Below are 25,512 nucleotides of genomic sequence, written 5' to 3'. Positions count from 1 at the left end.
TGCCACGCACCGACCGCACTTCGGAACTAATTCCGAAGTCAAGCGCGCGCTACTCGTCGCCCTCCACGCGCATCACGCTGGCCACCGCGCGGACGATGTCCAGTTCCCGCAACTCCTCCATGGTCGCCGTAAGGGCGGCGTCCGTGGCGCGGTGGGTGACGATGACGAGCTGGGCGTCATCGCCGTGGCCCTCCTGGCGCACGGTCTGGATCGACACGTCGTGCTTGGCGAACAGCTCGGCCACCCGGGCCAGCACACCCGGCTTGTCGGCCACGTCCAGGGCCACGTGGCAGCGCGTGACGGTCTCCCCCATGGGGTGCACCACCCGCTCGGCGTAGGTGGACTCCTCCGGCCCGTGGGTGCCCCCCAGGCGGTTGCGGGCGACCGCCACCAGGTCGCCGAGCACGGCGGAGGCCGTGGGAGCGCCGCCGGCGCCCTTGCCGTAGAACATGAGCTGCCCCGCCGACTCCGCCTCCACGAACACCGCGTTGTATGCCTCCCGCACCCCGGCCAGCGGATGGGAGCGCGGGATCATCGCCGGGTGCACCCGTACCCCGATCGAGCGGCCGTCGTCGGAGCGGGCGCAGATGGCCAGCAGCTTGATGACGTAGCCCATGGCCTTGGCCGAAGCCACGTCGGTGGCGGTGATGTCGGTGATGCCCTCGCGGTGCACCTCGGCGGCCGTGACGCGGCTGTGGAAGGCGAGCCCGGCCAGGATCGCGGCCTTGGCGGCGGCGTCGAAGCCCTCGACATCGGCGGTCGGGTCGGCCTCGGCGTAACCGAGGGTCTGGGCCTCCTCCAAGGCGTCGGTGAATGAGGCGCCCGTGGAGTCCATCTTGTCGAGAATGTAGTTGGTGGTGCCGTTGACGATGCCGAGCACCCGCGTGACGTGGTCGCCGGCCAGCGACTCGCGCAGCGGCCGCAGCAGCGGGATGGCCCCGGCGACGCTGGCCTCGAAGTAGAGGTCGCCCGACCCCGCCCGGGCCGCCTCGTGCAGGGTGGCGCCGTCCTCGGCCAGCAGCGCCTTGTTCGCGGTGACGACCGACTTGCCCCCGGACAGCGCCGAGACGATCAGCGAGCGGGCGGGCTCGATGCCGCCGATGACCTCGATCACGATGTCCACGTCGTCGCGGGCGACCAGTGCCTCGGCGTCGGTGGTGAGCAGCGCGGGGTCCACCTCGACCTCGCGCTTGCGGCCCAGCCGCCGCACCGCGACCCCGGCGAGCTCCAGCGGGGCGCCCACCCGGGCGGCCAGGTCGGCGGCCTGCTCCTGCATGAGCCTGATGACCTGCGAGCCGACGACACCACAGCCCAGGAGAGCCACTTTCAGCGGTTTCACAGCTGCCCCCTCAACAGGTCGTCCTCGGTCTCACCCTGCACGATCACGCGGGCGGTGCCGCCGGTGACGGCCACCACGGCGGGCTTGGGCAGGTAGTTGTAGTTGCTGGCCAGCGAGCGGCAGTAGGCGCCGGTCGCCGCCACCGCGATCAGGTCACCGGGGACCAGGTCGGCGGGCAGGTGGCAGTCGCGTACGAGGATGTCGCCGCTCTCGCAGTGCTTGCCGACCAGGCGGCTGAGCATCGGCTCGGCCCGGCTCTCGCGGCTGGCCAGCACCGCCGTGTACTCGGCGCCGTAGAGGGCCGTGCGGACGTTGTCGCTCATGCCGCCGTCGACGCTCACGTAGGAGCGCAGCCCTTCGACGTCCTTGACCGTCCCGACCTCGTAGAGCGTGATGCCGCCCGGGCCCACGATGGTGCGCCCCGGCTCCACGGTCAGGCGCGGCACGGCCAGCCCCGCGTCCACGCACACCTTGGTGACGATCTCGCGCAGCCCGTCGGCCAGCTCCTTGATGTCGGGCGCCTCGTCCCCCTCGACGTAGGCGATGCCGTAGCCGCCGCCCAGGTCCAGCTCGGGCAGCGGGATGCCGTGCTCCTCCTTGATCTCGACGAGCAGTGAGGCCAGCCGCCGCGCGGCCACCTCGAACCCCGCCGTGTCCACGATCTGGGAGCCGATGTGCGAGTGCAGACCGACCAGCTCCAGCTGCGGCAGCGCGAGGATGCGGCGGACGGCTTCGGCGGCGGCCCCCGTGTTGAGCGACAGGCCGAACTTCTGGTCGTCGTGCGCCGTCGCGATGAACTCGTGGGTGTGCGCCTCGACCCCGGTGGTGACCCTGATCATCACCTTGGGCCGCTTGCCGTGCCGCTCGGCGAGGTGGCCCAGGCGGGCGATCTCGTCGTAGGAGTCGACCACGATGTGCCCGACCCCGGCCTCCAGCGCCCTGGTCAGCTCGGCGGCGGACTTGTTGTTGCCGTGCAGGGTGATGCGCTCGGGCGGGAACCCGACGCTGAGCGCCACCGCCAGCTCTCCGCCGCTGGCCACGTCGAGCCCGAGGCCCTCCTCACGCAGCCAGCGCACGATCTCCTTGCACAGGAACGCCTTGCCGGCGTAGTGGACGTCGGAGTCGGCGAAGGCCGTGGCGTAGTCGCGCATGCGGGAGCGTACGTCGTCCTCGTCGAGGACGTAGAGGGGCGTGCCGTGCTCGCGGGCCAGGTCACGCACGTCCACGCCGCCGACCGTGAGCGCGCCGTCGGTCCGGGCCGACGTTCGGGGCCAGATCGCGGGATTGATCCGGTTGAGGTCGGCGGGCGCCTGCGGGGGGCGCTCGTGGGGCAGCATCTCAGCGTGCCGGTCCCCGGCTGGATGGGCGAATCGACTCACCCGATCGAGGCTATCGGACCCGCCGCCCGTCCCAGACCCGGTGACCACGTATCGAGACGCGATCAAGGCTTCGCAGGGATATTTTTACGTTTTTTCGCCGTTTCACCGAATATTTTGTGACGAATCACAATCGCTCCGGCCCCATCAGCACCGTCCGTACCGCCTGTGCCATCCGTACCCGGGCGGTGTGCACCGGCGCGGGCACCGCGTCACCGGCCGGCACGGCGGGAGCGTGCTCGTGCGCGTCGTGATAGGCCAGCGCCAGCCGCACGAGGTACGCCTCCCACCCCGGCTCCCTGCTGACCACCCGCCCGGGCAGCTCGGCCAGCGTCCGCAGCACCCGCCGGTCATGGGGGTCGTCGAGCTCCTCGGGCCGGAACCCCTCCTCCGGAACCCCCAGCTCACCGGCCCACCGTCGCACCGCGCAGGCCCGCGCGTGCGCGAACCGCACCACGAAGCCCGGGTTGTCCCACGTGCGCGGGAAGTCCGGCCAGGCGGGCTCGGGGATCTCGACCGGGCGGACGCACTCCACCACCTCGCCGGGCACTGCCACGACGATCCGCAGGAAACCGTTCTCCCTGACCTCCACCCCGGCGACGCCGGGCACCTCGCGCACCCGCTCCGCCAGCGGCCCGGCCGGAACATGCCGCCGCAGGGCCGCGGCGGAGGCGTACGCCGCCTCGCGCTCCCATGTCCCGTCGGGGAGGGGCGGCTCACCCAGCACCTCGGCCAGCCTCTCAGGCGTCATGGCCCGACCTTAGCGACCTTAGATGAGCGCGTGCGGCTCCGCCGAACCGAACTCGACCAGTTGGGCGGCGCCCAGCAGCCAGCGGTCCTCGTCGCGGACGCGGACGTAGCCGAACCGGTCCGCCGAGAACACCTTGATCCCGTCCGTACGGCACTGCCGCATGAGCACCTCGTCCCACCCCTCGGTGAGGTCGGCGAAGCCCAGCTCGCGAAGGGTGTTGCGGCGGGCCAGGAGGGTGGCGCCGGCGATCTCCGGCAGGTAGCGGTACTCGGCTTCCGGCTGCTTGAGCAGCGTCGCCTGGGGCTTGCGGAGGTGGGCGTAGAAGGCGGCCTTGCCGACGATGTCGGCCGTGCTGAAGAGGAAGGCACGCCGCAGGTCGGAGAGGTAGTGGGCGCCGTAGACGTCGCGCGGGTCCATGATCGCCACCAGGTCGGCCTCGCACAGGTCGATGCCGGCGGCGAGCATGGCGCCCTCGGTCATCGCCGGGTGCGGGCGGCGGTAGACGATCTCCACGTCCGGCAGCACGTCACGGGCGCGCAGTTCGGTCTCCGGCGGCCCGATGACGATGAGCTGGTCCACCCCCGACTGCCGGGCGACCTGCGCCAGCGCGTGCTCCATCAGGAACGGGTCCATGATCGGCAGCAGCACCGAGGTGTTGAGGGTGGCGCGGGCGCTGGGCAGGCCGATCGCCTCCAGCAACTCGTCGATGCGCTCGGTCATCGTGCCCATCCCGTACGCCCGGCGCAGCGCCACGTGCGCCCGCCGGTCGTCCGGCTCGGTGCCGATCGAGGTGCCGCAGGCGGCGAGCTCCGCCAGCCGCCACTGCGGTGTGCCCGGCGGGCAGTCGGCCGCGGCGGGCCAGCGGTAGGAGGTCAGCACGTCGGGGTAGGCCAGGTGCTCGGGCAGGAGCTGGTCGAGCGTGAGCACCCGATCGATGCGCCCGCCCGCGAGCGGCAGCGGGTTGTGCACCCGGGGCTGCACCCCGAACTGCAGCCGCGGCCAGGTCACCGACAGATCGGCCGTGAACCGGAACTCGAACAGCTCGGCCGCCTGGCCGTACGCGGCCACGTCACCCTGCGTGTGCCAGAAGACGGTACGGATCCCGCGCTCGGCACACCAGGCCAGCAGCGCCTTGAGCCCTTCGCCCGGCTCGCCGGTGACCTCCTCGGCCCACGGGCCCTGGGTGACCGACTCGACCACGAGTAGGTGGGGCACCTCCAGCGGGAGCACCCTGGCGAAGTCACGCGGCGTGAAGCCGGTCGTCTGCCGCCATTCGTAGCGCAGCAGCGCCTCCGCGTGCGGGTCGGCGATCACCGCGGCGGTCAGGTGCGGGCGGGTGTTGGGGCCGGTCGGCACCCGGAACGGCTTGAGCTTGAAGGAGGCGCCCCCGAGGGTCCTGGTCGTGCTGGTGGCCTGGTACGCCACCCCCGGGCGATCCTCCTTTGCCCTGGTGGCGCTCACGGGCTTGCGCTTGGGCGCGATGGGCCGCTTGACCGGTCTGGAGGCACCCCGCAGGCCCTTGGCCAGCCGGATCGGGTTGCTCTTCCCGCTCTTTATCGCGTCGCCGAGGCGGCTCCACCGGGCGACCTTGATCGAGGACAGCTTCCAGTTGGCCACCTCGGCCTGGAAGCGCTGCTCGGACAGCTCCTTGCGCAGCTTGTCGGCGGTGACCTGCTCGGCCGCCAGCCGGTCCTCGGTCTCGGCCAGTTGCTCGCCCAGTGCCTTGGCCTCCTCGACGCTCCGCTCGGCGGCGGCCAGCTTGGCCTGGGCGGCGTCCAGCAGCCTGGCCAGCTCGGCCGCGCGCCCGGCCTGGGCGACGGCCTCCCGCAACGCCCTCCGCGTGCTCTCAAGCTCAGTAGACAAAGGACCTCCGCTCCCTTAGCCCGGCAAAGGATACTCTTTTGCGGGAAGCGTCTCGAAGGGATGAGATCCGGTGCAGTTCAACGTGCGACCCTACATATGCGGCGCTCTGGGCCGGATCGACACCGCAATACTGGGCAAACTGATGGCCGCGGGCCCCCGGGTGCGGCCCGCGCTGCAGTCGGCCGACGCGTCGCTGTTCAGCTCCACGCCGCTGCCGCCCTACCACCGTGGAGAGCGCTCGTTCGCGTTCGCCTGGGGCGAGCACCGGGCCGCGGCGGCGGATGACTGGATGACGGTCGCGGAGACCTACGAGACGCCCGGGCTCATCGGCGACGGCACGCGTGTCACGCTGCACGCGGGGGCGCTGGGACTGGTGGACCTCTACTACGTGCGCCACGGCTCGGCGGTCTACTTCTCGTCCCTGATCCAGCCGTTGCTCAGCCTGGTGCCGGTCGAGATCGACTGGTCGGCGTGGGCCTCGATACTCCAGGTGACGTTCCCCCTGGGCGAGGCGACCCCGTACCGAGAGGTCAAGCGGCTGCCGGGGTCGAGCGCGCTGGTGTTCGATCCCGGCCGGGACGGGGCGGGCGAGGTGGCCGTCGAGCGCCGGCTGCCGCGATGGCTGCGCAGCGAGCCGTACGAGGCGTGGATCAGCCCGGGCGAGATCGTCGAGCTGCTGCACGAGGTCTACCGGGACTACGCGGGGCGCAAGCTGCTCGTGCCGGTCAGCGGCGGCTATGACTCGCGGCTGCTCGCGAGCGTGGCCAAGGCCCAGGACGCGGACGTCGAGTCGTGGACGACCAGCCCCGACGATGGCACCGACACCGACATCGCGTTCGCCAGGTCGATCACCAGGGAGCTGGGCATCCCGCACCGGGTGATCCTCCAGGACGCCGCCGACTACCCGGACGACGCGATGGAGGTGGCGCGCCGGCTCGAATACCTGACGCCGCACCACGCCTGGTACGCGCCCTTCGCCAAGGAGGTGCAGGGCGCGGGCCGGGTCCTGATCGACGGGCTGGCGGGTGGGCCGCTGCTGAAGAACTTCATGGTCAGCGGGGCCGCCCTGGAGGCCAGGACGCAGGCCGAGCGGTCGGCGGCCGTGCTGGGCTCGCTGTCGCTGGGGGCGCCGTCGCAGCCGTTCCTGTCCAAGGCCGCCACGCAGTGGATGGAGGAGACCGTACGCGAGCAGTTCGCCGCCGCCACCTCCATGTTGCACGGGCATCGGGCCGAGCTGCCGCTGTCGGTGCTGCACACCAGGACGGTGCGGGGCATCGCGCGATCGGCGGTCAACCTGGTGGGACCCGAGGCGTCGTTCGCCGCGCCGTTCATCCACCCGGAGTTCTTCGACGCCGCGCTGTCGGTCGGCGTCGCCCGCAAGGACAAGGGGCGCTTCTACCGCGAGGTGCTGCACGCGGCCAACCCGCGGGTGGCGGCACTGCCCTCCACCAACGTGGTCAAGCAGCCGCTCCAGCGGATCCCGCTGCGGTCCACGGCGGCTCCGGCCCGGCGATATTCGCACCGCATGCTGGAAGCTGTGGCCACCCGGGTGCCGGGACTACTGTCGGAGGAGCTGCACGAGGTGGTCGCGGGCGGGCCGGACGCGCTGACCCGGTTCAGCGGCTGGAACGATCGCTTCTGGGTGCGCGGATTGGTGCTGTTCGGGCTATGGCTGAGCGACTTCGAGAACGACCTGACCGACCTGACTCCACCTTTTTCGTGAACTCTGGGTAACAGGGCGATTACGCACGGATCTCACGGGTATTAACCGTCCACAGCAGAAGCGGGTTCCGGAAAGCCACCGGGCTGGTAGTGTTCGGCCCGTAAGCGCCGCACAAACGGGCACCGGATCACAAATCCGATCTCGTTCGAGGGCATGGGGTTCGCAGGGATGACGACTCCACGCGGCGCGGTCACCAGGTAAAAACGCCGGGGTAACTCCGGTGACTTCGTCCTGCCCACATCTCTTCCTGTGAGCGACATATGATCAACGCATCCCCAACACCGGAGCCGGTCTCCGAGGCTTTCGTCTCGGAGGATCCAGCCTGGTACAAGCGGGCGGTGTTTTACGAGATCCTCGTCCGGGGGTTCAAGGACTCCAACGGCGACGGGACCGGCGACCTGCGCGGTCTCATCGAGAAGCTGGGCTATCTCGAGTGGCTGGGCGTGGACTGCCTGTGGCTGCTGCCACTGTACGAGTCCCCGTTGCGCGACGGTGGATACGACATTTCGGACTACATGAAGATCCTTCCGGATTTTGGTGATCTGGGGGATTTTGTCCAGTTGATCGAGAAGGCGCACGAGCGCGGCCTGCGCATCGTCACCGATCTTGTGATGAATCACACCAGTGACCGGCACCCCTGGTTCCAGGCGTCCCGGCACGACCCGGAGGGCCCGTACGGGGACTTCTACGTATGGTCCGACAACCCGGGCGAGTATCCCGACGCGCCGATCATCTTCGTCGGCGCCGAGGAGTCCAACTGGACCTACGACCCGGTGCGCAAGCAGTACTACTGGCACCGTTTCTTCCATCACCAGCCGGACCTGAACTATGACAACCCGGCGGTGCAGGAGGCCATGCTGGAGGTGCTGAGGTTCTGGCTGGACCTCGGCATCGACGGGTTCCGCCTGGACGCGGTGCCCTACCTGTTCGAGCGCGAGGGCACCGCGTGCGCGGGGTTGCCGGAGACGCACGCCTACCTGAAGAAGATCCGCGCGGAGGTCGACCGCCTCTACCCGGACCGGGTGCTGCTGGCCGAGGCCAACGGCTGGCCGGAGGACGTCGTCGAATACTTCGGCGACCCCACCACGGGTGGTGACGAATGCCACATGGCCTTCCACTTCCCGCTGATGCCGCGCATCTACATGGCGGTCAAGAAGGAGACCCGCGAGCCGATCTCCGAGATCATGTCGCGCACGCCCAAACTGCCTGAGCACGCGCAATGGGGCATCTTCCTGCGCAACCACGACGAGCTCACGCTCGAGACGGTGACCGAGGAAGAGCGCGACTACATGCACAACGAATATGCCAAGGACCCGCGCATGCGCGCCTACCTGGGCATCCGGCGGCGGCTGGCCCCGCTGCTGGACAACGACCGGGACCGGATCGAGCTCTTCACGGCACTACTGCTGAGCCTGCCGGGCTCGCCGATCATCTACTACGGCGACGAGATCGGCATGGGCGACAACATCTGGCTGGAGGACCGCGACGCGGTCCGCACTCCGATGCAGTGGAGTCCCGACCGCAACGCCGGCTTCTCCGCGGCCGACCCGGGGCGGCTCTACCTGCCCGTGGTGATGGATCCCATCTACGGCTACCAGGCGGTCAACGTGGAGGCCCAGCAGCGCCACGAGGGGTCGCTGCTCCACTTCACCCGCCGGATGCTGGAGATCCGCCGCAACCACCCGGTGTTCGGCCTCGGCGCCTACACCGAGATGTGGTCCTCCAACCCCGCGGTGCTCACCTTCGTCCGCGAGGACGGCGGGGACGTGGTGCTGTGCGTGAACAACCTGTCGAAGTTCCCGCAACCGGTGGAGCTGGACCTGCGCAGGTTCGAGGGCATGGTGCCGATCGAGACGCGGGGCGGGGTCGCCTTCCCGCCCATCGGGGAGCTGCCCTACCTGCTCACGCTGCCGGGGCACGGGTTCTACTGGTTCGTGCTGCGGCCCCTGGAGCTCAGCGTGTCATGACGCCGCGGCAGCGGGGCCCGGCGTGACCCGGCCCCGCTGCCAAGTGCCGGTCAGCGTGACCTGACCCGGCCCCGCCGCTTCCTGTGCCGGTCAGCGTGACGTGACCGGCACCTGGGCACGGGCCGCGCGGCGGGCGGGAATGAGCGCCACCGCGAGGGCCGTGCCCACGGCGATCACGACGGTGACGGCCAGGGTCAGCGGGGACGGCGCGCGGCCGATGCCCGCGCCCACGCCGCTCGTGTAGCCCTGCAGGTCGATCAGTCCCTTGACGACGGAGGCACCCACCGCGGCACCCGCGGCGACGCCGAGCACGACCAGCAGGCCCGTGCCGGTCACCAGCGTGGCCATGACCTGACGCGGCGTCAGCCCCATGGCCTTGAGCACGGCCAGGTCGAAGGCGTGGTCGCGCAGGCCGAGCGCGCTGGCGGTGAGCAGGTTGGCCAGGCCGATCAGCGCCAGCACGGCGATCAGCGCGACGATCACCACCCGGATGACCGCCAGCCGGTCCGCCGGGTTGACCGCCACCTGCACGTCCAGCCCCTCGGCCGACTCGGCCAGCAGCCTGCCGCGCACCTCGGCCGGGTCCGCCCCCGGCTTCAGCGCGAGCGCGTAGAACTCGGGCGGCACCGAGTCCTTGGCCGCCAGGCTGTCGAGCCCCACCGACAGCACCTCGCCGTCCAGGTCGGGCTCCACGGTCCTGCCGACGATCCGGACGATCAGCGGCGAGCCGCCCACGGTCAACCGCACCCGGTCACCGATCCTGAGGCCGAGCAGGTCGAGCAGGCCCTGCCCGGCCACGGCCTCGCCTGGCCTGCCGTACATGCGGCCCTCGACCACGGGGAACGGGTACGGCTTCGTCGAGGCGCCGATGGCGCGCACCCTGACCGAGCGGGCCTCGCCCGGGGCCAGGGCGTTCACGTCGGCGCCCGGGTAGATCTCGGCCACGTCCCCGTCCCGGCCGGCGATACGCTCGGCGGCGGCCGGGTCCACCTTGGCCGGCCGGACGTACAGGGAGGCGTGCTGGCCGACCTGCTCGGGATGGGCGAGGAAGTTGTCCAGGGTGGCCCACACGCCGAGTCCGATCGTGATCATCATCATCGGCACCGCCAGCCCGAACGCCGTCAGGAACGCCGGGGTGCGCCTGGTGAAGGCGTCCCGGGTGCCCAGGATGAGGGCGGGCGGGAGGCGTACCAGGAGGGCGAGCCTGGCCAGCCTGGACAGGTGGCCACGCGGCGGCGCCGCGGGCACGTCGGGGATCGGCGGGGTGCGGCTGCCGCGCCAGGCGGGCACGCCGACGGCGGCCAGCACCACCACGGCCGTGCCGGCGACGATGAGCAGCACCGGCACCGGGGCCACGGACGAGGCGCCCAGCACCGTCGCCACCACGCCCCAGCCCGCCGCCGCGCCGAGCGCCACACCGAGCAGGCCCAGCGCGCCGTGCTCGACCAGGAGCAGCAGTGCGACCTGGCCCCGGGTGAAGCCCATCGACTTGAGCGTGGCCAGGTCGCGGAGCTGGCCGAGCACCCGGCCGCCGGCGGCGTTGGCCAGCGCGAGCGCGGCGGCCACCAGCCCGACCACCCCGAACAGCGCCAGCAGCGTGCCCAGCAGCCGGTTGTCCAGCTCCATCGCGGCCCTGACCTCGCGCCAGGTGTAGACGCGCTGCAGGTCGTCCTCCAGCATGACCACCACCCGCTGGGAGACGACCTGCGAGGCGTCGGGGTCGGCCAGGCGGAGCCCGGTCACCCATTCGCTACGGCCCGGCTCGATCCGGTCGAGCATCGGTGGCAGCACGTAGGCCAGGCCGGGTGTCCACTCCGGGTAGAAGCCCTGGTCGGCGGTGTCGGCGATGCCGCGTACGTAGAGGGTGTGGCGCTCGCCGCTGAGCGCGATGATCGTGAAGGGCGCGCCGACCCGGAGCCCCAGCGTGGCCGCGAACGACCGCTCGACGACCACCCCGTCGGGCTGGGCGGGGTCGAGCCACCTGCCCTCGGCCACCACCGGGTGCGCCACCGCCGGGGGCGTGGCGGGCATCGCGCGCAGCGCCGCCGGCTCCTTCTTCCCGTTTTGCGCCACGGTCACGGGCACCGAGCGGTAAGGGCCGGCCGTGGCCGTCACGCCGTCGATGGCGCCCAGGTCCGCCTGGGGGCTGCCGTCGGTATAGAGCCAGACGTGGGCCCCGTCGGTCTGTGCGAACAGGCTGCGCCACGGGTTGGTGCCGTCCTCCAGCAGCGTCGCGGCGGTGATCAGCGCGGCCACGATCCCGGCCACGGCGAGCACCGTCAGCACCGCCTGGCCCTTCCTGGCCCGCAGGTCGGCCCGCACCCACCGGGTCCCGGCCAGAGTGGCGCTCATCGAAGGTCGATCACCTCGCCGACGGTGCCGGTGCGCCTGCGGGAGATCCGGCCGTCGTCGACGATCTCGCCGTCGAACAGCGACACCAGCCGGTCGGCCAGGCTCGCCACCCGGGCGTCGTGGGTGACCATGACGATCGTCTGGCCCTCTTTGTGCACCTCGCCGAGCAGGCGGAGCACGTCGCGGGTGTTGCGGCTGTCGAGGTTGCCGGTGGGCTCGTCGGCCAGCAGCACGCTGGGCTGGTTGGCCAGGGCCCGGGCCAGCGCCACCCGCTGCTGCTCGCCGCCGGAGAGCTGGGCGGGCGCGGCGTCGGCCCGCTCGCTCAGGTTGAGCGCGCCGAGCAGGCTCTCCCGGCGCTCGCGGGCCACCTTGGGAGAGGCCCCGGCCAGCAGTGCGGGCAGCTCGACGTTGTCGCCGACGGTCATGTTGGCCACGAGGTTGAAGAACTGGAAGACGAAACCGACCTTCTTGCGCCGCAGCAGCGCCCAGGCGCTCTCGGAGAGAGTGTCCACCCGCCGGCCGTCCAGCCAGATCTCGCCGCTGGTCCTGGTGTCGAGCCCGCCCAGCATGTGCGCGAGCGTGGACTTGCCCGACCCCGAGGGCCCCATGATCGCGACGAACTCGCCCGGCTCGACCTGGAGGTCCACGCCCCGCACGGCAGGCACCGGCACCGGCCCGTCTTGGTAGATTTTGACCAATCTGACCGTTTTTAGCACAGGGGTCATGCCAGATCCTCCTGACACCGCTCCAGCCAGTCAAGGTCGGCCTGCAGGTGGAGCATGGCGCCCTCGATGAGCAGCATCGCCACCCGGTCGCCCGGCGGCGTGCGGGCAAGGAGGTCGTTGAGATCCCTCATGAGCGAGAGATAGTGGCGGCGCTGCCGGTTGATCAGCACCATCCGGTCGGCGACGCCGGTCAGCGGCGCGAGCACGAGCTTCATGAAGAACTCGTCGCGCACCCTGGGGCCCTCGGTCGGCTCGTCCACCCAGGTGGTGAGCACGTCGCGGCCCTTGGCCGTCAGGTAGTAGACCTTCTTGTTGGGCCGGTTGGACTGCTCCACGTCGACCGCCCTGACCAGGCCGTCCTTCTCCAGCCTGCCGAGCGTCACGTAGATCTGGCCGATGTTGGGGGAGGGATAGGCGCTGCCGAACGTCTGCTCCAGCGCCTGTTTCAGCTCGTAGCCGTGTGCCGGCTCTTTCGCCAGGAGCGCCAGCAGGTGAAGCCGCACGCCTCGCCTCCCACCGTCTGCTGCGTTACGGATGCGTTACGCGGGTATCCGTTGACCTTCAGATTACCTGTGTGCATAACATGAATGCATCTACCTAACACGTATGTAACCACTCTGCATAGGGAGGACCAGAGTGCCGCGCTCGCTCCCCCTCGTCGCGCTGGCCGTGCTCCTCACGGCCTCGTGCGCGGCGACGGACGGACAGAGCGGCGGCGCCACGGGCACCGGGGGCACCGGGCCCATCACGTTCGCCACCGGCCGCGACACCACGGCATACCTGCAACCCCTGCTGGACCGCTGGAACCAGGCCCATCCGGCCGAGAAGGTGACGCTGCTGGAGCTGCCCGAGGCCGCCGACGAGCAACGCGCCCAGATGGTGGCCAACCTGCAGGCCCAGAGCAGCCGGTACGACGTGCTGGGGCTGGACGTCGTGTGGACCGCCGAATTCGCGGAGAACGGCTGGATCATCCCCCTGGAGCGCGGGCTGTTCCCGCTCGACAGGTTCCTGCCGCCCGTCGTGGAGACGGCCGTCTACAAGGACAAGCTCTGGGCGGTGCCGTACACGAGCAACGCCGGGCTGCTCTACTACCGGACCGACCTCGTCGGCAAGCCACCGCGGACCTGGGCGGAGCTTCGCGACGAAGCACTACGAATAACGAAAAAGCACAAGATAGGTGGCTATGCCGGACAGCTCCTGGCCTACGAGGGGCTGACCGTCAACTTCTCCGAGGCCGTGCAGTCGGCCGGCGGGCAGATCGTCAACGACGACGGCACCGAGGTGACCCTCGACCCGGCCAAGGGCGCGACCGCGCTCGACTTCCTGCTCCAAGGACTGCGCGAGCAGTGGATCCCCAAGGAGTCGCTGACCTACAAGGAGGAGGAGTCGCGCCTGGCCTTCCAGGAGGGGCGGCTGGCCTTCGCGCGTAACTGGCCGCACGCGTACGGCCCCGCCAGGGCCAGGCTCGGCGACAAGCTGGGCGTGACCCGGCTGCCCGGGCTGGACCGGCCGGGAGAGGCCACGCTGGGGGGCTCGAACCTGGCCATCAGCGCCTACTCCGAGCACCAGCACACCGCGCAGGAGTTCATCCGCTACTTCACCAGTCTGGAGAACGAGCGCCGGGTGCTCACCGAGGGCTCCTTCCCGCCCGTGTGGACCGAGCTCTACGACGATCCCGCGCTGATCAAGCGCTTCCCGTACCTGCCGGTGCTCAAGGAGAGCATCCTGGCCGCCAAGGCCCGGCCGGTGAGCGCCAACTACAACCAGCTGAGCCTGGTGATCGCCAGTTCGGTCGCCAAGGCCCTGGCCAACCCGACCACCGAGTCCGCCGACGACGTCGCGGCCTCCATGAAGTCCGAGCTCGAAGAGATCATCAGAACCCAGTGAGGCACTCATGCGAAAAGCCAGAGCAGCAGCGATCCTGGCCGGGCTGGCGATAGCCGTAGCCGCCTGCGGCAACGCGCCGACGACGACACAGCCCACCGCTTCGGGGCCGGCGCCGGCAAGCGGCGGGGCCAAGCCACTGGACGGCGTCAAGCTCGAGGTCGCCGCCAAGTGGACCGGCGCCGAGCAGAAGAACTTCGAGACGGTGCTCAAGGCCTTCACCGACAAGACCGGCGCCCAGGTCACCTACGCCTCCACCGGTGAGGACACCGGCGCCTACCTGGGCCCGCGCATCCAGGGCAAGAACCCGCCGGACGTGGCGATCCTGCCCCAGCCCGGCCTGGTCCAGCAGTACGCCGAGCAGAAAGCGCTCATCCCGCTGACCCCCGAGGTCACCAAGGAGATCGACGCCAACTACACCCCCTACTGGAAGGAACTCGGCTCCGCCGAGGGCCAGGTGTACGGCGTGCTGGTCAAGGCGGCGCACAAGTCGCTGGTCTGGTACCGCTCGCAGGCGTTCGAGGACGCGGGCGTGCAGCCGCCGACGAACTGGGACGAGATGGTCAAGGCCGCGCAGACCATCGCCGACTCCGGTACTCCGCCGTTCTCGTTCTGCGGAGCCTCCGGCTGGACCCTGACCGACCTCTTCGAGAACGTCTACCTGTCCACCGCCGGGCCGGACAACTACGACAAGCTCTCCAAGCACGAGATCCCGTGGACCGACCCCACCGTGACCACGGCGCTGGAGAAGATCCAGCAGATCGCCTCCAAGCAGGAGTTCCTGGTCGACGGGACCTCCGGCACCATGCAGACCGACTTCCCCACGTGCGTGAGCAAGGTCTACGGCACCGACAAGTCCGCCATGGTCATCGAGGCCGACTTCGTGGCGGTCGAGGCCGACCAGTCGGGCGCCAAGGTCGGCGAGGAGGCGAAGTATTTCCCCTTCCCCAAGGCCGGTGACACCACTCCGGTCGTGCTGGGCGGCGACGTGGCCGTGGCCATGAAGGACTCCCCCGGCGCCATGGCGCTGATCCAGTTCCTGGCCTCCAAGGAGGGCGGCGAGGTCTGGGCCAAGCTGCCCGGCTACCTGTCCCCCAACAAGAACGTCTCCCCCGACAACTACCCGGACGAGCTGACCAAGCAGCTCGGCCAGACGATCATCTCGGCCGGTGACGCCGTCCGCTACGACATGTCGGACCTGGCGCCGAGCGCGTTCGGCGGCACTGACGGCAAGGGCCAGTGGAAGGTGCTGCAGGACTTCATGCGCGACCCGAGCGACGTCAAGGGTGCCCAGACCGCGCTCGAAGCCGAGGCCAAGAAGGCCTGGAAGTAAAGAGGTAAGGCCGTGACCGAACGGTTGGACGGCCCGCAGGACCCGCCCGCGCAGATCGCGGGCGGGCCCTCCACCGGACCGGCTGAAACCCCCCGCAAGCAACGTCGCCTCGGCCCATCGCCGACGGTCGCGCTCGTCTTCCTTCTCCCGGCGGCCCTGCTGCTGGGCGTCTGGGTGGTCTACCCGATCATCTACTCCATCTTCCGCAGCCTGTTCGACTCGGCGGGCAGCGGATTCGTGGGGCTGGGCAACTACGCCACGATCTTCTCCGATCAGGGCATGCTCACGACGATCCGCAACAACCTCATCTGGGTGGTCGTCGCCCCGATCGTGGTGACCACGATCGGGTTGATCTTCGCCGTGCTCACCGAGCGCATCCGGTGGGCGACGGCGTTCAAGCTGATCGTCTTCATGCCGATGGCCGTCTCCCTGATGGCGGCCGGCGTCGTCTTTCGCCTGGTCTACGAGGAGAGTCCCGACAAGGGTCTGGCCAACGCCGTCCTGACCACCGTCCACGACACGTTCTCCTCCTCGCAGGGCTACCCCGAGGCACGCCCGCGCGAGGGCGACCAGTCGCCGGTCGCCGCCCAGGACGGCGACGTCGTCACCAAACAGCCCGCGCAGGCGGGCCGGCCGGTGCTGATCCCGATCGTCGGCGTCAAGCCGGAGCTCATGCCGGACAGCGCGCAGCCCGCCAAGGCCGCCCCGGCGGGCGACGGGCTTTCCGGGACCGTCTGGTTCGACTTCACCCAGGGCGGCGGCGGCACCAGCAACGTGGTGGACGGGTCCGAGCGCGGACTGCCCGGCGTGACCGTCGAGGCGGTGCGGAACGGCCAGGTCGCCGCGACCGCCACGACGGCCGACGACGGCACGTTCCGTTTCGATGGGCTGCCCCAGGGCTCCTACGTCGTACGGCTCCCGCAGTCGAACTTCGAGGCCGCCTACGGCGGGCTGACCTGGCTCGGTCCGACGCTGATCACACCGGCGATCATCGGCGCGTTCGTCTGGGTGTGGGCCGGGTTCGCGATGGTGCTGATCGCGGCCGGGCTGGCGGCGATCCCGCGGGACGCGCTGGAGGCGGCCCGCATCGACGGCGCGTCGGAGTGGCAGGTGTTCCGCAAGATCACCGTGCCGCTGCTGTCGCCGGTGCTGCTCGTCGTCTTCGTGACGATGATCATCAACACGCTGAAGGTGTTCGACCTGGTCTTCATCATCGCGCCGCCCTCGGTGCAACCCCAGTCCAACGTGATCGCGCTGGAGATGTGGCGCGTGTCGTTCGGCGGCGGGAACAACCAGGGCCTGGGCAGCGCGCTGTCCATCTTCCTGCTGATTCTGGTCCTGCCCTTCATGATCATGAACATCCGCCGGTTCAGGAGGGGGGACTCATGACCGCGGGCGGCAATTCGGGCATGAGTCCGACGAAGGAGGACTCATGACGACCACCGCGACGGCGACGGCCCCTTCCAGCGGGCTGGAGGCCGGGGCACCGCGCAGGGGCGTACTGAGCAAGATCGTCGATCGCCTGGGCAGCGGCGTGGTCCAGGTCGTGATGGTGCTGCTCGGCCTGTTCTGGCTGGTGCCGACGCTGGGCCTGCTGGTCGTCTCCATGCGTACGACGGAGGTCAACAACGCCGAGGGCTGGTGGACGGTCTTCACCAAGCCGGCCGAGCTGACTCTGCAGAGCTACCAGAGCCTGCTGGCGGGCGGCTTCACCGCGTCCTTCTGGAACACCGTGGCGATCACGGTGCCGGCCACGATCCTGGTGATCGGCATCGCGGCGATGGCGGCGTACGCGTTCGCCTGGATGGACTTCCCCGGGCGTGACGCGGCGTTCCTGGTCGTGGTGGGGCTGCTGATCGTGCCCATCCAGATCGCGCTGATCCCGATCGCCGTCATCTACGGAAACGCGGGGATCTTCGGCTCGATCCCGGGAGTGGTGCTGTTCCACACGGCGTTCGGGCTGCCGTTCGCGATCTTCCTGCTGCGCAACTTCTTCGTCGGCATCCCGGCCTCGCTGCTGGAGGCGGCGCGGATGGACGGGGCCCCGGAGTGGAGGATCTTCGTCTCGGTGGTGTTCCCGCTGGGTAAGCCCGCCATCGCGTCGCTGGGGATCTTCCAGTTCCTGTGGGTGTGGAACGACATGCTCATCGCGCTGGTCTTCGCCGATGCCCGGAACCAGCCGATGACCAAGTATCTGCAGTCTCAGATGCGGCAGTTCGGGTCGAACATGGACATCCTCTCCTCCGGCGCGTTCCTGTCGCTGATCATCCCGCTGGTCCTGTTCTTCGCGTTCCAGCGGTACTTCGTCCAGGGCATGATGGCCGGCTCCGTCAAGTGACGCCACGGGGCCCCCGCACGCTCGACGCAGGACGGCGTGCGGGGCCCCGTAACGCACCCTCGCGCGGCCCCGATGAGGCTTCATGAAGCGTCTTCTCGTACTCACCGCGGCCGCTTTCATCTCCCTGCCTCTCACCCCCGCCGTCGCGCAGGACGGCCGGCCCGGCGCCCCCGGCGCGGGCGACCCGTACTTCCCCGGTCAGGGGAACGGCGGCTACGACGCCCGCCACTACGACCTCACCCTGGACTACGACCCGAACTCCAAGCGCCTGGCCGGGGTGACGCGCGTCTCCGCCCGCGCCACGCAGTCGCTGAGCCGCTTCAACCTGGACCTCGTCAGCACGCTGGCGGTCCGGTCCGTGACGGTGGACGGCAGGCCCGCGTCGTTCCGGCAGAGCGGCACCGAACTGGTGGTCACGCCGCGCTCGCGGCTGCCGGCAGGACGGGGCTTCTCCGTCGTGGTCAGCTACGACGGCAGGCCCACGCACGTCGTCGACCCGGACGGGTCCGTGGACGGGTGGATCCGGACGAGCGACGGGGTGTTCAACGCCAACGAGCCCCAGGGCGCGATGACCTGGTATCCCGGCAACCACCACATGACGGACAAAGCCACCTATCGGTTCAGGGTCACCGTGCCCGACCCGGCCGTGGCGGTGGCCAACGGGGATCTGCTGGGGAAGGTGTCGAAGGGCGGCCGGACGACGTACGTGTGGGATGCGCGGGAGCCGATGGCAAGCTACCTGGCCACGGTGTCGATCGGGAAATTCCAGCTCTTGGACACGAGAGTCGGAAAATTCAGGGTGACCACCGCCGTGGACCCGCGACTCGCCGAAGAGGCGGCCGGCTTCGCCGAGCGGCACGCCCCCGTCCTCGACTACTTCGCCTCGATCTTCGGGCCGTACCCGTTCTCCTCCACCGGCGGCATCGTCGATGACGCCCCCGAGGTCGGCTACGCCCTGGAGACGCAGACCCGGCCCATCTACCCCAGGGTGCCCAGCGAGTCGCTGCTCGCCCACGAGCTGGCGCACCAGTGGTTCGGCGACTCGGTGACGCCCACCCGGTGGAGCGACATCTGGCTCAACGAGGGCTTCGCCACCTACGCCACCTGGCTGTGGCTCGACAGGCTCGGCACCGAGACGGTGCAGGAGGCCTTCGACACGGCCTACGCGCCGGCCGCCGACGACGAGTTCTGGCAGACGCCCACCGCCGACCCCGGCGGCCCGGCCAACCTCTTCCACGACCCCGTCTACGACCGCGGCGCGATGACCCTGCACGTCCTGCGGCGCGAGGTCGGCGACGCCACGTTCTTCGCGATCCTGCGCGCGTGGGCCACCGAGCACAAATACGGCAACGCCGACACCGCCGCCTTCGTCGCCCTGTCCGAGCGCGTGTCAGGCAGGCGACTCGACGCCCTCTTCGACGCCTGGCTCTTCAAGCCCGGCAAGCCGTCGTTGTGATCATTCTGGTACGGCCGGCACGCGCGTTCGGGCGGCAAGCCGTACCAGACCTAGATAAGCTCATCAGCCATGGCCGGTCGTCCCCTGAACGAAGTCGTCGAAGCCGGATGGGCCACAGCGCTTGAGCCCGTCTCCGAGCAGATCTCCCTGATGGGCGAGTTCCTGCGCAAGGAAATCGCCGATGGCAGGCAATACCTGCCCGCGGGCAGCAACGTGCTGCGTGCTTTCAACCAGCCCTTCGACGATGTCAAGGTGTTGATCGTGGGCCAGGACCCCTACCCCACGCCCGGGCACCCGGTGGGGCTGTCGTTCTCGGTGGCCCCGGACGTGCGCCCGCTGCCGGGCAGCCTGGTCAACATCTACAAGGAGATGGAGAGCGACCTCGGCCTGCCCCGGCCCTCCAACGGCGACCTGACGCCGTGGGCCGAGCAGGGTGTGCTGCTGCTCAACAGGGTCCTCACGGTGATGCCCGGCAAGCCCGCCTCACACCGGGGCAAGGGCTGGGAGCAGGTCACCGAGCAGGCCATCCATGCCCTCGTGGCGCGTGACAAGCCGATGGTGGCCATCCTGTGGGGCCGCGACGCCCGCAACCTGGCCCCGATGCTCGGCAACGTTCCCCGCATCGAGTCCGCCCACCCCTCTCCCCTGTCGGCCCGCAGCGGTTTCTTCGGCTCCCGGCCGTTCAGCCGCGCCAACGAGCTGCTCGCCCAGCAAGGCGCCGCACCTGTCGAGTGGAAGCTGCCTTAGCATCGTCGCCATGAGTGATGAACCCAAGTTCCTGCGCCTCACGGTCGAGCTGACCGTCGAGGTGCTCGATGTGGACGCGCTGCAGGCGGCGGCGCTGGCCGAGATCAGGCACCCTGACGCCGATCTCAACGAAGAGGAGCGCACGGAGCAGGCCGAACTGGTCAGGTCCGACGACTCCGGGGCCTCGGCCCTGCAGTGGCTCATCGAGCCTGACCACGTGCTGCAGCTCGTCGAGCACATCGACGAGATCGAGCCGCGCGAAGCCGTGCTCGGCGTGGAGCCGTCCGACGGGCCGAGCGAGGAAGAGGAAGAGGAAGAGGCACACGACCACGTGTGACGTGTGCTTGAGGCACGGCGGCGGCCACGGCGCTCGGAGGCGTCGTGGCTTTTCGCATCCATGGCGGGGCACGCGCTGCCCGGGGCCGGATCCAGGCTGGCTAAGATCGTGAGCCTGGCCGGACCGTAAGGGGGCAACGTAGTGATCGTCGCATTCTCCATCACTCCGCTGGGCGTCGGCGAAGGAGTCGCCGAACCCGTCGCCCGCGCCGTCAAGGTCGTCCGCGACAGCGGGCTGCCCAACCGGACGGACGCCATGTTCACCACGGTCGAGGGTGAATGGGACGAGGTCATGGGCGTGATCAAGCGGGCCGTGGACGCGGTGGCGGAGGTCGCGCCCCGGGTGAGCCTGGTGCTGAAGGCCGACCTCCGGGAGGGGGTCACGGACGGCATGACCTCCAAGGTGGAGTCCCTGGAGCACTACCTCTCATAAGATCCCGACGGACAGGGGTCGGGTCGTCGCCTGAAACGGAGTCCTGAGGTGCGGCGAGGCTGCATTTTCGATGTCGACGGCGTCCTGCTGGACAGCATTCCGGCATACCGCCGTGCCTGGGGTGCCTGGGCAGTCGAGCATGATGTGCGTGAGGCCGCGATCTGGGCCGTCGCCCATGGCCGGCGCCCGTTGGACATCATCCGCGCGGCGGCGGGCAAGCTGAACGAAACGGCTTCCCTGCGGCGGTTCGAGAGCCTGATCCGGACCGAGTACGAAGCCGTCGAGGCGTTGGACGGCGCGCACGGACTTCTCGAACGGTTGCCGCCGGCCGCCTGGACGACAGCGACCTCCGGCAACCGGGATCTGGTGGAGCGGGCGTTCGCCCGCCTCCGGCTGCCGAAGCCTCATACGGGCGTTTGCGGCGAGGACGTCAGCGTGGGAAAGCCTGATCCCGGCTGCTACCTTCTCGCCGCCGGGCGGATGGGAATGACCCCCTCCGAGTGCATCGTCATCGAGGACGCTCCCGCGGGCGTGGCCGCCGGGAAGGCCGCGGGAATGACGGTGATCGCGGTGACGACGACCCATACGGCCAAGGATCTTCGCGAGGCGGATCAGGTCCACGGCTCCCTGCCGGAGGCCGCCGACGCCATTCTCGCCGAGCTCGGCGGAGGCGCCGGACCGGGATGACCGCGGTGATCCCGTTTACCGCGTTCGTCGTTCCTTGACCCCGGACTCGCACGCAGGCCGGCCGGTCGCAGGATCACCGCCCAGATGAACGCGCCGCCTCCGGGACGAGCGAGTCGGTCGTTTGTCCCGCCGCCAGGCCCTGTTTCGCGGTCCTGTTTTCGCGGCCCCCGGGAAGCCGCTCCACCCGCACCCTTCACTCACGCTGCTCGCCCGCCACCTTTCGAGATATGTCTTGACCTATCCTCAAACACGACATATCGTGTCGATCGATCGCAACGCGATACTACGCGTTACCGGAGGTGGGAGCAATGGAGCAAGAGCGAGTGCCCGTCCTGGTGGTGGGCGGTGGGTACGCAGGGCTGAGCGCGGCGACACTCCTGGCCTGGCGTGAAGTCCCCGTCATGCTGGTCGAACGGCACCCGAGCACGTCGATCCAGCCCAAGGCGTTCGGCGTGGGCCCGCGCGCCGTCGAGCTGCTGCGCCCCGTACCGGGCGTCGAAGAGGCGCTGGCCGACATCTGGGCGGGCATCGGCGAGAACATGCGCATCGCCATCGCCAGGACCCTGTCCGACCCGGACCCGCACATGATCATGAGCAGCGAGAACGAGGAGGCGGCGTTCCTGACCGATCTCACGCCCGCCGCGAATGTCGGCGCGCCCCAGGCCGAGATCGAGCGCGTCCTGCGGAGCAAGGCCGAGGAGATGGGCGCCGACCTGCGCTTCTCCACAGAGCTGATCTCATTGACGCAGGACGAGGGCGGCGTGACGGCGGTGATCCGGGCCGCCCACGGCGAGGAGCGCGTCGTGCGAGCCGACTACGTGGTGGCCGCCGACGGCTACCGGAGCCCGTTGCGGGCGATACTGGGCGTGCCCACCTCGGGCAAGGGCAATCTGGGCCACATGTGCTCGATCATGTTCGACGCCGATCTGACCGGGTTGGTACGCGAGCGCGAAGTCACCCTCTGGTACCTGCAGAACGACATCTTCACCGGCGCCATCGTGACCGGCACCGGGGTGGGGGCACACGTGCTGGGGGTCAACTTCGACGTCGCCAAGGGCGAGAGCGAGGCCGACTTCACCCACGAGCGCTGCGTGGAGCTGGTACGGATCGGGACCGGCCGGCCGGACCTGGACGTTCGGATCCTGGACAAGACGACGTTCGCCCTGGCGCACGTGCTCGCCGACACGTATCGGGCCGGGCGGGTGTTCTTCGCCGGTGACGCCGCCCACACCATGCCGCCCACCGGCGGGCAGGGCGGCAGCACGGCGCTCCAGGACGGTTGCGACATCGCCTGGCGGCTGTGGCTGGTCCTCACGGGCCAGGCCGGTCCCGCCTTCCTCGACTCCTACGACGCCGAACGCCGCCCGATCGGCGCCCTGACAGCCGACGCCCAGCTCGCCAACCTCGGCGTACGCATGCCTCCCGCGGCCCGCGTCGGCTACCCGGAGCCCATCGAGGACCCACTGGGCGCCCTGCTCGGATACCGCTACCACTCCGCGGCCATCGTGGCGGAACCCGGCGACGACGGCTCGCTCCTCGAGGACCCCCGCGTACCGAGCGGCCGCCCCGGCAGCCGCGCCCCGCACGTGATACTCGACTGGGACGGGCAACGCATCTCAACCATCGACCTGTTCGGCTCCGGCTTCGTCCTGCTGGCCGACAAGCAGGGCGGCCAGGGCTGGGTGGAGGCCGGCCGCCTGGTCAAGGAGCGGCTCGGGGTGCAGCTCACCCGGCTGCTGGTGGGCGAGGAACTGCTGGACGTGGAGGGGCGCTTCCAGGAGCGGTACGGCATCAGCGGGGGCGGTGCCGTACTGGTCCGACCGGACGGATACGTGGCCTGGCGCGCCCAGACCCCGGTCTCCGACCCGGCGGCCACCCTGGAGCACGCCATGCGCCGACTCCTCGACCGCTGACCCAGAAGCCCCGCCCGAGCGCAACCATGCGCCGGTTCTCGGCCGAACGTGAGGCGCTGCCCATTCGGGTGCGCAGTAATAGCGCCCTGCCGGGGCGTGGCCGGGCCAAGAGCGGGCAGATCCCGGCCAGGACAGCAGGCGGCGGGCCCGGCCAAGGACGCGGCTCTGCGGCGGGTCTGGCTCAGTTCTGGGGTCTCCGCCAGCTTGGATCCACGTCCCGGCTGCTGCTACGTCCATATGCGTCCGTTTGTGGCCGGCCGCGGCGCGGTCATCGCGGATCAGTCGAGGAGCAGCTTCTCGCGGCGAGTACGGAGCTCATCGCGCAGCCGCTCCAGCTCCGCACAGCGCTCCTCCAACAACTCCACCAATAGCCGAACTCCACCGAACCCATCCGAACCCGAACCAACCGAGCCGGGGTGGCCCGAAACGGGGTGGCCCGAAACGGGGTCGGCTGTGGCAGGGTCGATCATCATCCCGAGGGCTTCGGCCTCGCGGACGAATGCGGCCTGGGCTGCCCTGTCTCCCCAACGGTGGAGGGCCTCCTGGCCTGCCCTTCTGGCACGTTCCCTGGCGGGTAGTTCGATGGCTAGTTCGGTAAGCAACTGTCGGATTTCCAGCAGTTCGGCGCCGCGTGGGTCGGTCGACTCGATGAGCCGCCGTTCCTCTCGTGCCAGCAGTTCCTCGTACAGTTCTCGCGCCGGACCAACCCCGGCCAGTTCTTGCTCCACCGCCGCGAGTACGACCACGAGCGCGCCAAGCTTGGCGTCCTCAGCGGCCACCGTCTCCAAATCCCGCGCTCCGACCGCCTGGCGTGTCATCCGCACCAGGTCGGCAAGGCTCTGGCGGCGCTCGTTCAGCTCCTCCCAGCGGCACGCCCGCTGACGTGCGATTCTCAGATCTTCGTCGATCATCTCAAACGGGATCACCCCACTTGGACGCCCTACACGGCCCAACGGTTCAAGACGACCATGGACTTTTCTCATCAAAACGTGTCAGAACGGCTGATTTCGCCTATTCGTGCAGGACAGCCCGCATCTCCCCTTCCGCGAGCGCGCCCCGTACCAGATCGTCCCTGGGTAACGCCCTGGAGTGCGATGCCGCCAAGTGCACACCAGGCGCGCCCGCACCCAGAGCCGGCACGCCCAAGGGGGCATGCCCGCGCAAGCCGACTCGCCCGGCGCGTCTGGGTGTTTTGTTGCGGGACTGGGTGGTCAGGCGGCGAGGGCTGGGGCTGGGTCGCGGGGTGGGGAGTCGAGCAGCGAGGTCGGGAAGGTGTGGCCGGCTTCCTGGGTGGCACACAGCCAGTCGTTGAGGGAACCGGTGAAGCCCGAGGGTGGGCCGACCTTGAGGCAGGTGATCTGACCTGTGCCGGGTGGGGGGCCGACCTTCAGCCGGCGGATGCTGCCGGTGCGGCCCAGCTCGCCGAGCTCCGCGTCGTACGGAGTCAGTTGTACGCCGAAGGCGAGGCCGCCGTCGGGCTGGTCTGTGGGGTGGATCTGGAGGAAGTCGTCGATCTTGCGGCTGGTGGCTTCGGGGTGGGCGATGACGTAGGCCAGGTGGTCCGCGGTCAGGCGGTGGGCCACCGCACGCAGGAGGTTGGTCGCGCACAGATTGTGGGCGCAGGAGGCGCCGTCGAGGGTGACCTCCGGGAGGGCGAAGCGGCGCAGGCCTCGCGAGGTCACTCGGAGGCAGTCACACCCGCCGGTGCCGGCCGGGTCCCACGGTGGGCAGGTGGCGGCGTCGTGCACCTGAACGTCCCAGGTCAGCCAGTCGTCTTTGAGGTGGAAGTCTGTGGGCTCGCCGACGCAACGTCCGCAGGTGAGAATGCTGGAGCCGATCAGGGGGTCGATCAGCAGGCCGTCACATTGGCGGGCCAGTGCTCTGGCTGCGGCTCGGGCCGCCTGGATGGTGGCGGGGAGCTTGTGCGGGGGTGCCGTGGTGGACACCACGATATGTTCCTTCATGCGGCGCAGGCGGCGCCTTTCCTCGTCTGCGAAGGTGAGGCCGGTTGGTCTCCATGGGGTCGGATGGTGAGTGACGGTCAGGGCGCCGGTGGCCAGCGCGGCCGTCGCTGTCCTTCTGAAGGGGCCGCCGACGCGCCAGGGCACGAATGAGTCGACGTCGAACGTCAGGTGCTCCATGGCCACGACGAACAGGGTGGTCAGGGTGCCGGGCAGCGGGAGAACGATCTTCATGGGTGCCTCCGGGCATGGAATCGAGCCGGTGAGGCACTCAGGATCGGGGTTGAGGGCGGGGCTGGGTGGGGTGGAGCTCGGTTCTGTGGATAAC

At 69.9% G+C, this 25,512-nt stretch carries 21 protein-coding genes; 12 read left to right on the top strand and 9 right to left on the bottom strand.

Annotation, left to right across the window (positions count from 1 at the left end; translation table 11 throughout):
- Positions 1-49 precede the first annotated feature (49 nt).
- From ABGB18_RS23635 to ABGB18_RS23620, 4 genes are all read right to left on the bottom strand, one after another.
- Entirely contained in the window at positions 50-1,339 is a 1,290-nt protein-coding gene (locus ABGB18_RS23635) for a homoserine dehydrogenase (RefSeq protein ID WP_347697748.1), read from the bottom strand.
- A complete protein-coding gene (lysA, locus tag ABGB18_RS23630) occupies positions 1,336-2,718 on the bottom strand; it encodes a diaminopimelate decarboxylase (RefSeq protein ID WP_347697747.1) in 1,383 nt (460 codons plus the stop codon). Before lysA ends, ABGB18_RS23635 begins: the two co-directional genes overlap by 4 nt.
- A 124-nt stretch (positions 2,719-2,842) precedes the next feature.
- Complete coding sequence (locus ABGB18_RS23625; protein ID WP_347697746.1) at positions 2,843-3,466, bottom strand: anticodon-binding protein; 624 nt, start codon at positions 3,464-3,466, stop codon at positions 2,843-2,845.
- Positions 3,467-3,484: 18 nt separating this feature from the next.
- Positions 3,485-5,329, bottom strand: coding sequence for a hypothetical protein (locus ABGB18_RS23620; protein ID WP_347697745.1), 1,845 nt, complete (start codon positions 5,327-5,329; stop codon positions 3,485-3,487).
- A gap of 82 nt (positions 5,330-5,411) precedes the next feature.
- On the opposite strand from ABGB18_RS23620, the gene ABGB18_RS23615 reads away from it, so the two are divergent.
- Both ABGB18_RS23615 and treS read left to right on the top strand, forming a co-directional pair.
- Positions 5,412-7,052, top strand: a complete 1,641-nt coding sequence (locus tag ABGB18_RS23615; RefSeq protein WP_347697744.1) for an asparagine synthase-related protein — start codon at positions 5,412-5,414, stop codon at positions 7,050-7,052.
- 260 nt (positions 7,053-7,312) lie between these two features.
- Positions 7,313-9,019, top strand: a complete 1,707-nt coding sequence (gene treS, locus ABGB18_RS23610) for a maltose alpha-D-glucosyltransferase (protein WP_347697743.1) — start codon at positions 7,313-7,315, stop codon at positions 9,017-9,019.
- Positions 9,020-9,109: 90 nt separating this feature from the next.
- On the opposite strand, the gene ABGB18_RS23605 is transcribed toward treS, so the two are convergent.
- Genes ABGB18_RS23605 through ABGB18_RS23595 form a run of 3 tightly spaced genes read right to left on the bottom strand, consistent with a single transcriptional unit; the run spans position 9,110 to position 12,599 of the window.
- A complete protein-coding gene (locus ABGB18_RS23605; RefSeq protein ID WP_347697742.1) occupies positions 9,110-11,371 on the bottom strand; it encodes an FtsX-like permease family protein in 2,262 nt (753 codons plus the stop codon).
- Positions 11,368-12,096, bottom strand: a complete 729-nt coding sequence (locus ABGB18_RS23600) for an ABC transporter ATP-binding protein (RefSeq protein ID WP_347697741.1) — start codon at positions 12,094-12,096, stop codon at positions 11,368-11,370. Before ABGB18_RS23600 ends, ABGB18_RS23605 begins: the two co-directional genes overlap by 4 nt.
- On the bottom strand, positions 12,093-12,599 hold the full coding sequence (locus ABGB18_RS23595; protein ID WP_347697740.1) for a PadR family transcriptional regulator: 507 nt from the start codon (positions 12,597-12,599) through the stop codon (positions 12,093-12,095). Before ABGB18_RS23595 ends, ABGB18_RS23600 begins: the two co-directional genes overlap by 4 nt.
- A gap of 133 nt (positions 12,600-12,732) precedes the next feature.
- On the opposite strand from ABGB18_RS23595, the gene ABGB18_RS23590 reads away from it, so the two are divergent.
- The 10 genes from ABGB18_RS23590 to ABGB18_RS23545 all read left to right on the top strand — a co-directional run bounded on the left by ABGB18_RS23590 (position 12,733) and on the right by ABGB18_RS23545 (position 23,223).
- Complete coding sequence (locus ABGB18_RS23590) at positions 12,733-13,983, top strand: ABC transporter substrate-binding protein (RefSeq protein ID WP_347697739.1); 1,251 nt, start codon at positions 12,733-12,735, stop codon at positions 13,981-13,983.
- 7 nt (positions 13,984-13,990) lie between these two features.
- A complete protein-coding gene (locus ABGB18_RS23585; RefSeq protein ID WP_347697738.1) occupies positions 13,991-15,313 on the top strand; it encodes an ABC transporter substrate-binding protein in 1,323 nt (440 codons plus the stop codon).
- Positions 15,314-15,325: 12 nt separating this feature from the next.
- The gene (locus ABGB18_RS23580; protein ID WP_347697737.1) at positions 15,326-16,702 is read left to right on the top strand and encodes an ABC transporter permease subunit; all 1,377 of its coding nucleotides are present in this window, start codon (positions 15,326-15,328) and stop codon (positions 16,700-16,702) included.
- A 43-nt stretch (positions 16,703-16,745) separates the two neighbouring features.
- Entirely contained in the window at positions 16,746-17,651 is a 906-nt protein-coding gene (locus ABGB18_RS23575) for a carbohydrate ABC transporter permease (RefSeq protein WP_347697736.1), read from the top strand.
- Between the two features lie 82 nt (positions 17,652-17,733).
- On the top strand, positions 17,734-19,107 hold the full coding sequence (locus tag ABGB18_RS23570) for a M1 family metallopeptidase (protein WP_347697735.1): 1,374 nt from the start codon (positions 17,734-17,736) through the stop codon (positions 19,105-19,107).
- A gap of 69 nt (positions 19,108-19,176) precedes the next feature.
- The gene (locus ABGB18_RS23565; protein ID WP_347697734.1) at positions 19,177-19,854 is read left to right on the top strand and encodes a uracil-DNA glycosylase; all 678 of its coding nucleotides are present in this window, start codon (positions 19,177-19,179) and stop codon (positions 19,852-19,854) included.
- A gap of 10 nt (positions 19,855-19,864) precedes the next feature.
- Entirely contained in the window at positions 19,865-20,191 is a 327-nt protein-coding gene (locus tag ABGB18_RS23560) for a hypothetical protein (protein WP_347697733.1), read from the top strand.
- A gap of 141 nt (positions 20,192-20,332) precedes the next feature.
- Positions 20,333-20,623 carry an MTH1187 family thiamine-binding protein gene (locus ABGB18_RS23555; RefSeq protein ID WP_347697732.1) on the top strand — a complete coding sequence of 97 codons (291 nt, stop codon included), beginning with the start codon at positions 20,333-20,335 and terminating at the stop codon, positions 20,621-20,623.
- Positions 20,624-20,671: 48 nt separating this feature from the next.
- Positions 20,672-21,310, top strand: coding sequence for an HAD-IA family hydrolase (locus ABGB18_RS23550; RefSeq protein WP_347697731.1), 639 nt, complete (start codon positions 20,672-20,674; stop codon positions 21,308-21,310).
- Between the two features lie 308 nt (positions 21,311-21,618).
- A complete protein-coding gene (locus ABGB18_RS23545; RefSeq protein ID WP_347697730.1) occupies positions 21,619-23,223 on the top strand; it encodes an FAD-dependent monooxygenase in 1,605 nt (534 codons plus the stop codon).
- Between the two features lie 278 nt (positions 23,224-23,501).
- Here the strand turns inward: ABGB18_RS23545 and ABGB18_RS23540 are convergent, their stop codons facing one another.
- Together ABGB18_RS23540 and ABGB18_RS23535 are read right to left on the bottom strand one after the other, a co-directional pair.
- Positions 23,502-24,134, bottom strand: a complete 633-nt coding sequence (locus tag ABGB18_RS23540) for a hypothetical protein (protein WP_347697729.1) — start codon at positions 24,132-24,134, stop codon at positions 23,502-23,504.
- A gap of 300 nt (positions 24,135-24,434) precedes the next feature.
- On the bottom strand, positions 24,435-25,418 hold the full coding sequence (locus tag ABGB18_RS23535; RefSeq protein WP_347697728.1) for a hypothetical protein: 984 nt from the start codon (positions 25,416-25,418) through the stop codon (positions 24,435-24,437).
- Positions 25,419-25,512 lie beyond the last annotated feature (94 nt).

It is taken from the genome of Nonomuraea sp. B12E4, from assembly GCF_039871825.1.
Lineage (GTDB): Bacteria > Actinomycetota > Actinomycetes > Streptosporangiales > Streptosporangiaceae > Nonomuraea.
The sequence above is the reverse complement of the archived record's forward strand: the minus strand, read 5'-3'. Positions and strand labels throughout refer to the sequence as shown.

Bases quoted from the DNA above. Each gene is read 5' to 3' on its own strand.
- ABGB18_RS23625 (WP_347697746.1), bottom strand. From the start codon at position 3,466: ATGACGCCTGAGAGGCTGGCCGAGGTGCTGGGTGAGCCGCCCCTCCCC.
- treS (WP_347697743.1), top strand. From the start codon at position 7,313: ATGATCAACGCATCCCCAACACCGGAGCCGGTCTCCGAGGCTTTCGTC.
- ABGB18_RS23605 (WP_347697742.1), bottom strand. From the start codon at position 11,371: ATGAGCGCCACTCTGGCCGGGACCCGGTGGGTGCGGGCCGACCTGCGG.
- ABGB18_RS23600 (WP_347697741.1), bottom strand. From the start codon at position 12,096: ATGACCCCTGTGCTAAAAACGGTCAGATTGGTCAAAATCTACCAAGAC.
- ABGB18_RS23585 (WP_347697738.1), top strand. From the start codon at position 13,991: ATGCGAAAAGCCAGAGCAGCAGCGATCCTGGCCGGGCTGGCGATAGCC.
- ABGB18_RS23575 (WP_347697736.1), top strand. From the start codon at position 16,746: ATGACGACCACCGCGACGGCGACGGCCCCTTCCAGCGGGCTGGAGGCC.
- ABGB18_RS23570 (WP_347697735.1), top strand. From the start codon at position 17,734: ATGAAGCGTCTTCTCGTACTCACCGCGGCCGCTTTCATCTCCCTGCCT.
- ABGB18_RS23565 (WP_347697734.1), top strand. From the start codon at position 19,177: ATGGCCGGTCGTCCCCTGAACGAAGTCGTCGAAGCCGGATGGGCCACA.
- ABGB18_RS23560 (WP_347697733.1), top strand. From the start codon at position 19,865: ATGAGTGATGAACCCAAGTTCCTGCGCCTCACGGTCGAGCTGACCGTC.
- ABGB18_RS23545 (WP_347697730.1), top strand. From the start codon at position 21,619: ATGGAGCAAGAGCGAGTGCCCGTCCTGGTGGTGGGCGGTGGGTACGCA.
- ABGB18_RS23540 (WP_347697729.1), bottom strand. From the start codon at position 24,134: ATGATCGACGAAGATCTGAGAATCGCACGTCAGCGGGCGTGCCGCTGG.
- ABGB18_RS23535 (WP_347697728.1), bottom strand. From the start codon at position 25,418: ATGAAGATCGTTCTCCCGCTGCCCGGCACCCTGACCACCCTGTTCGTC.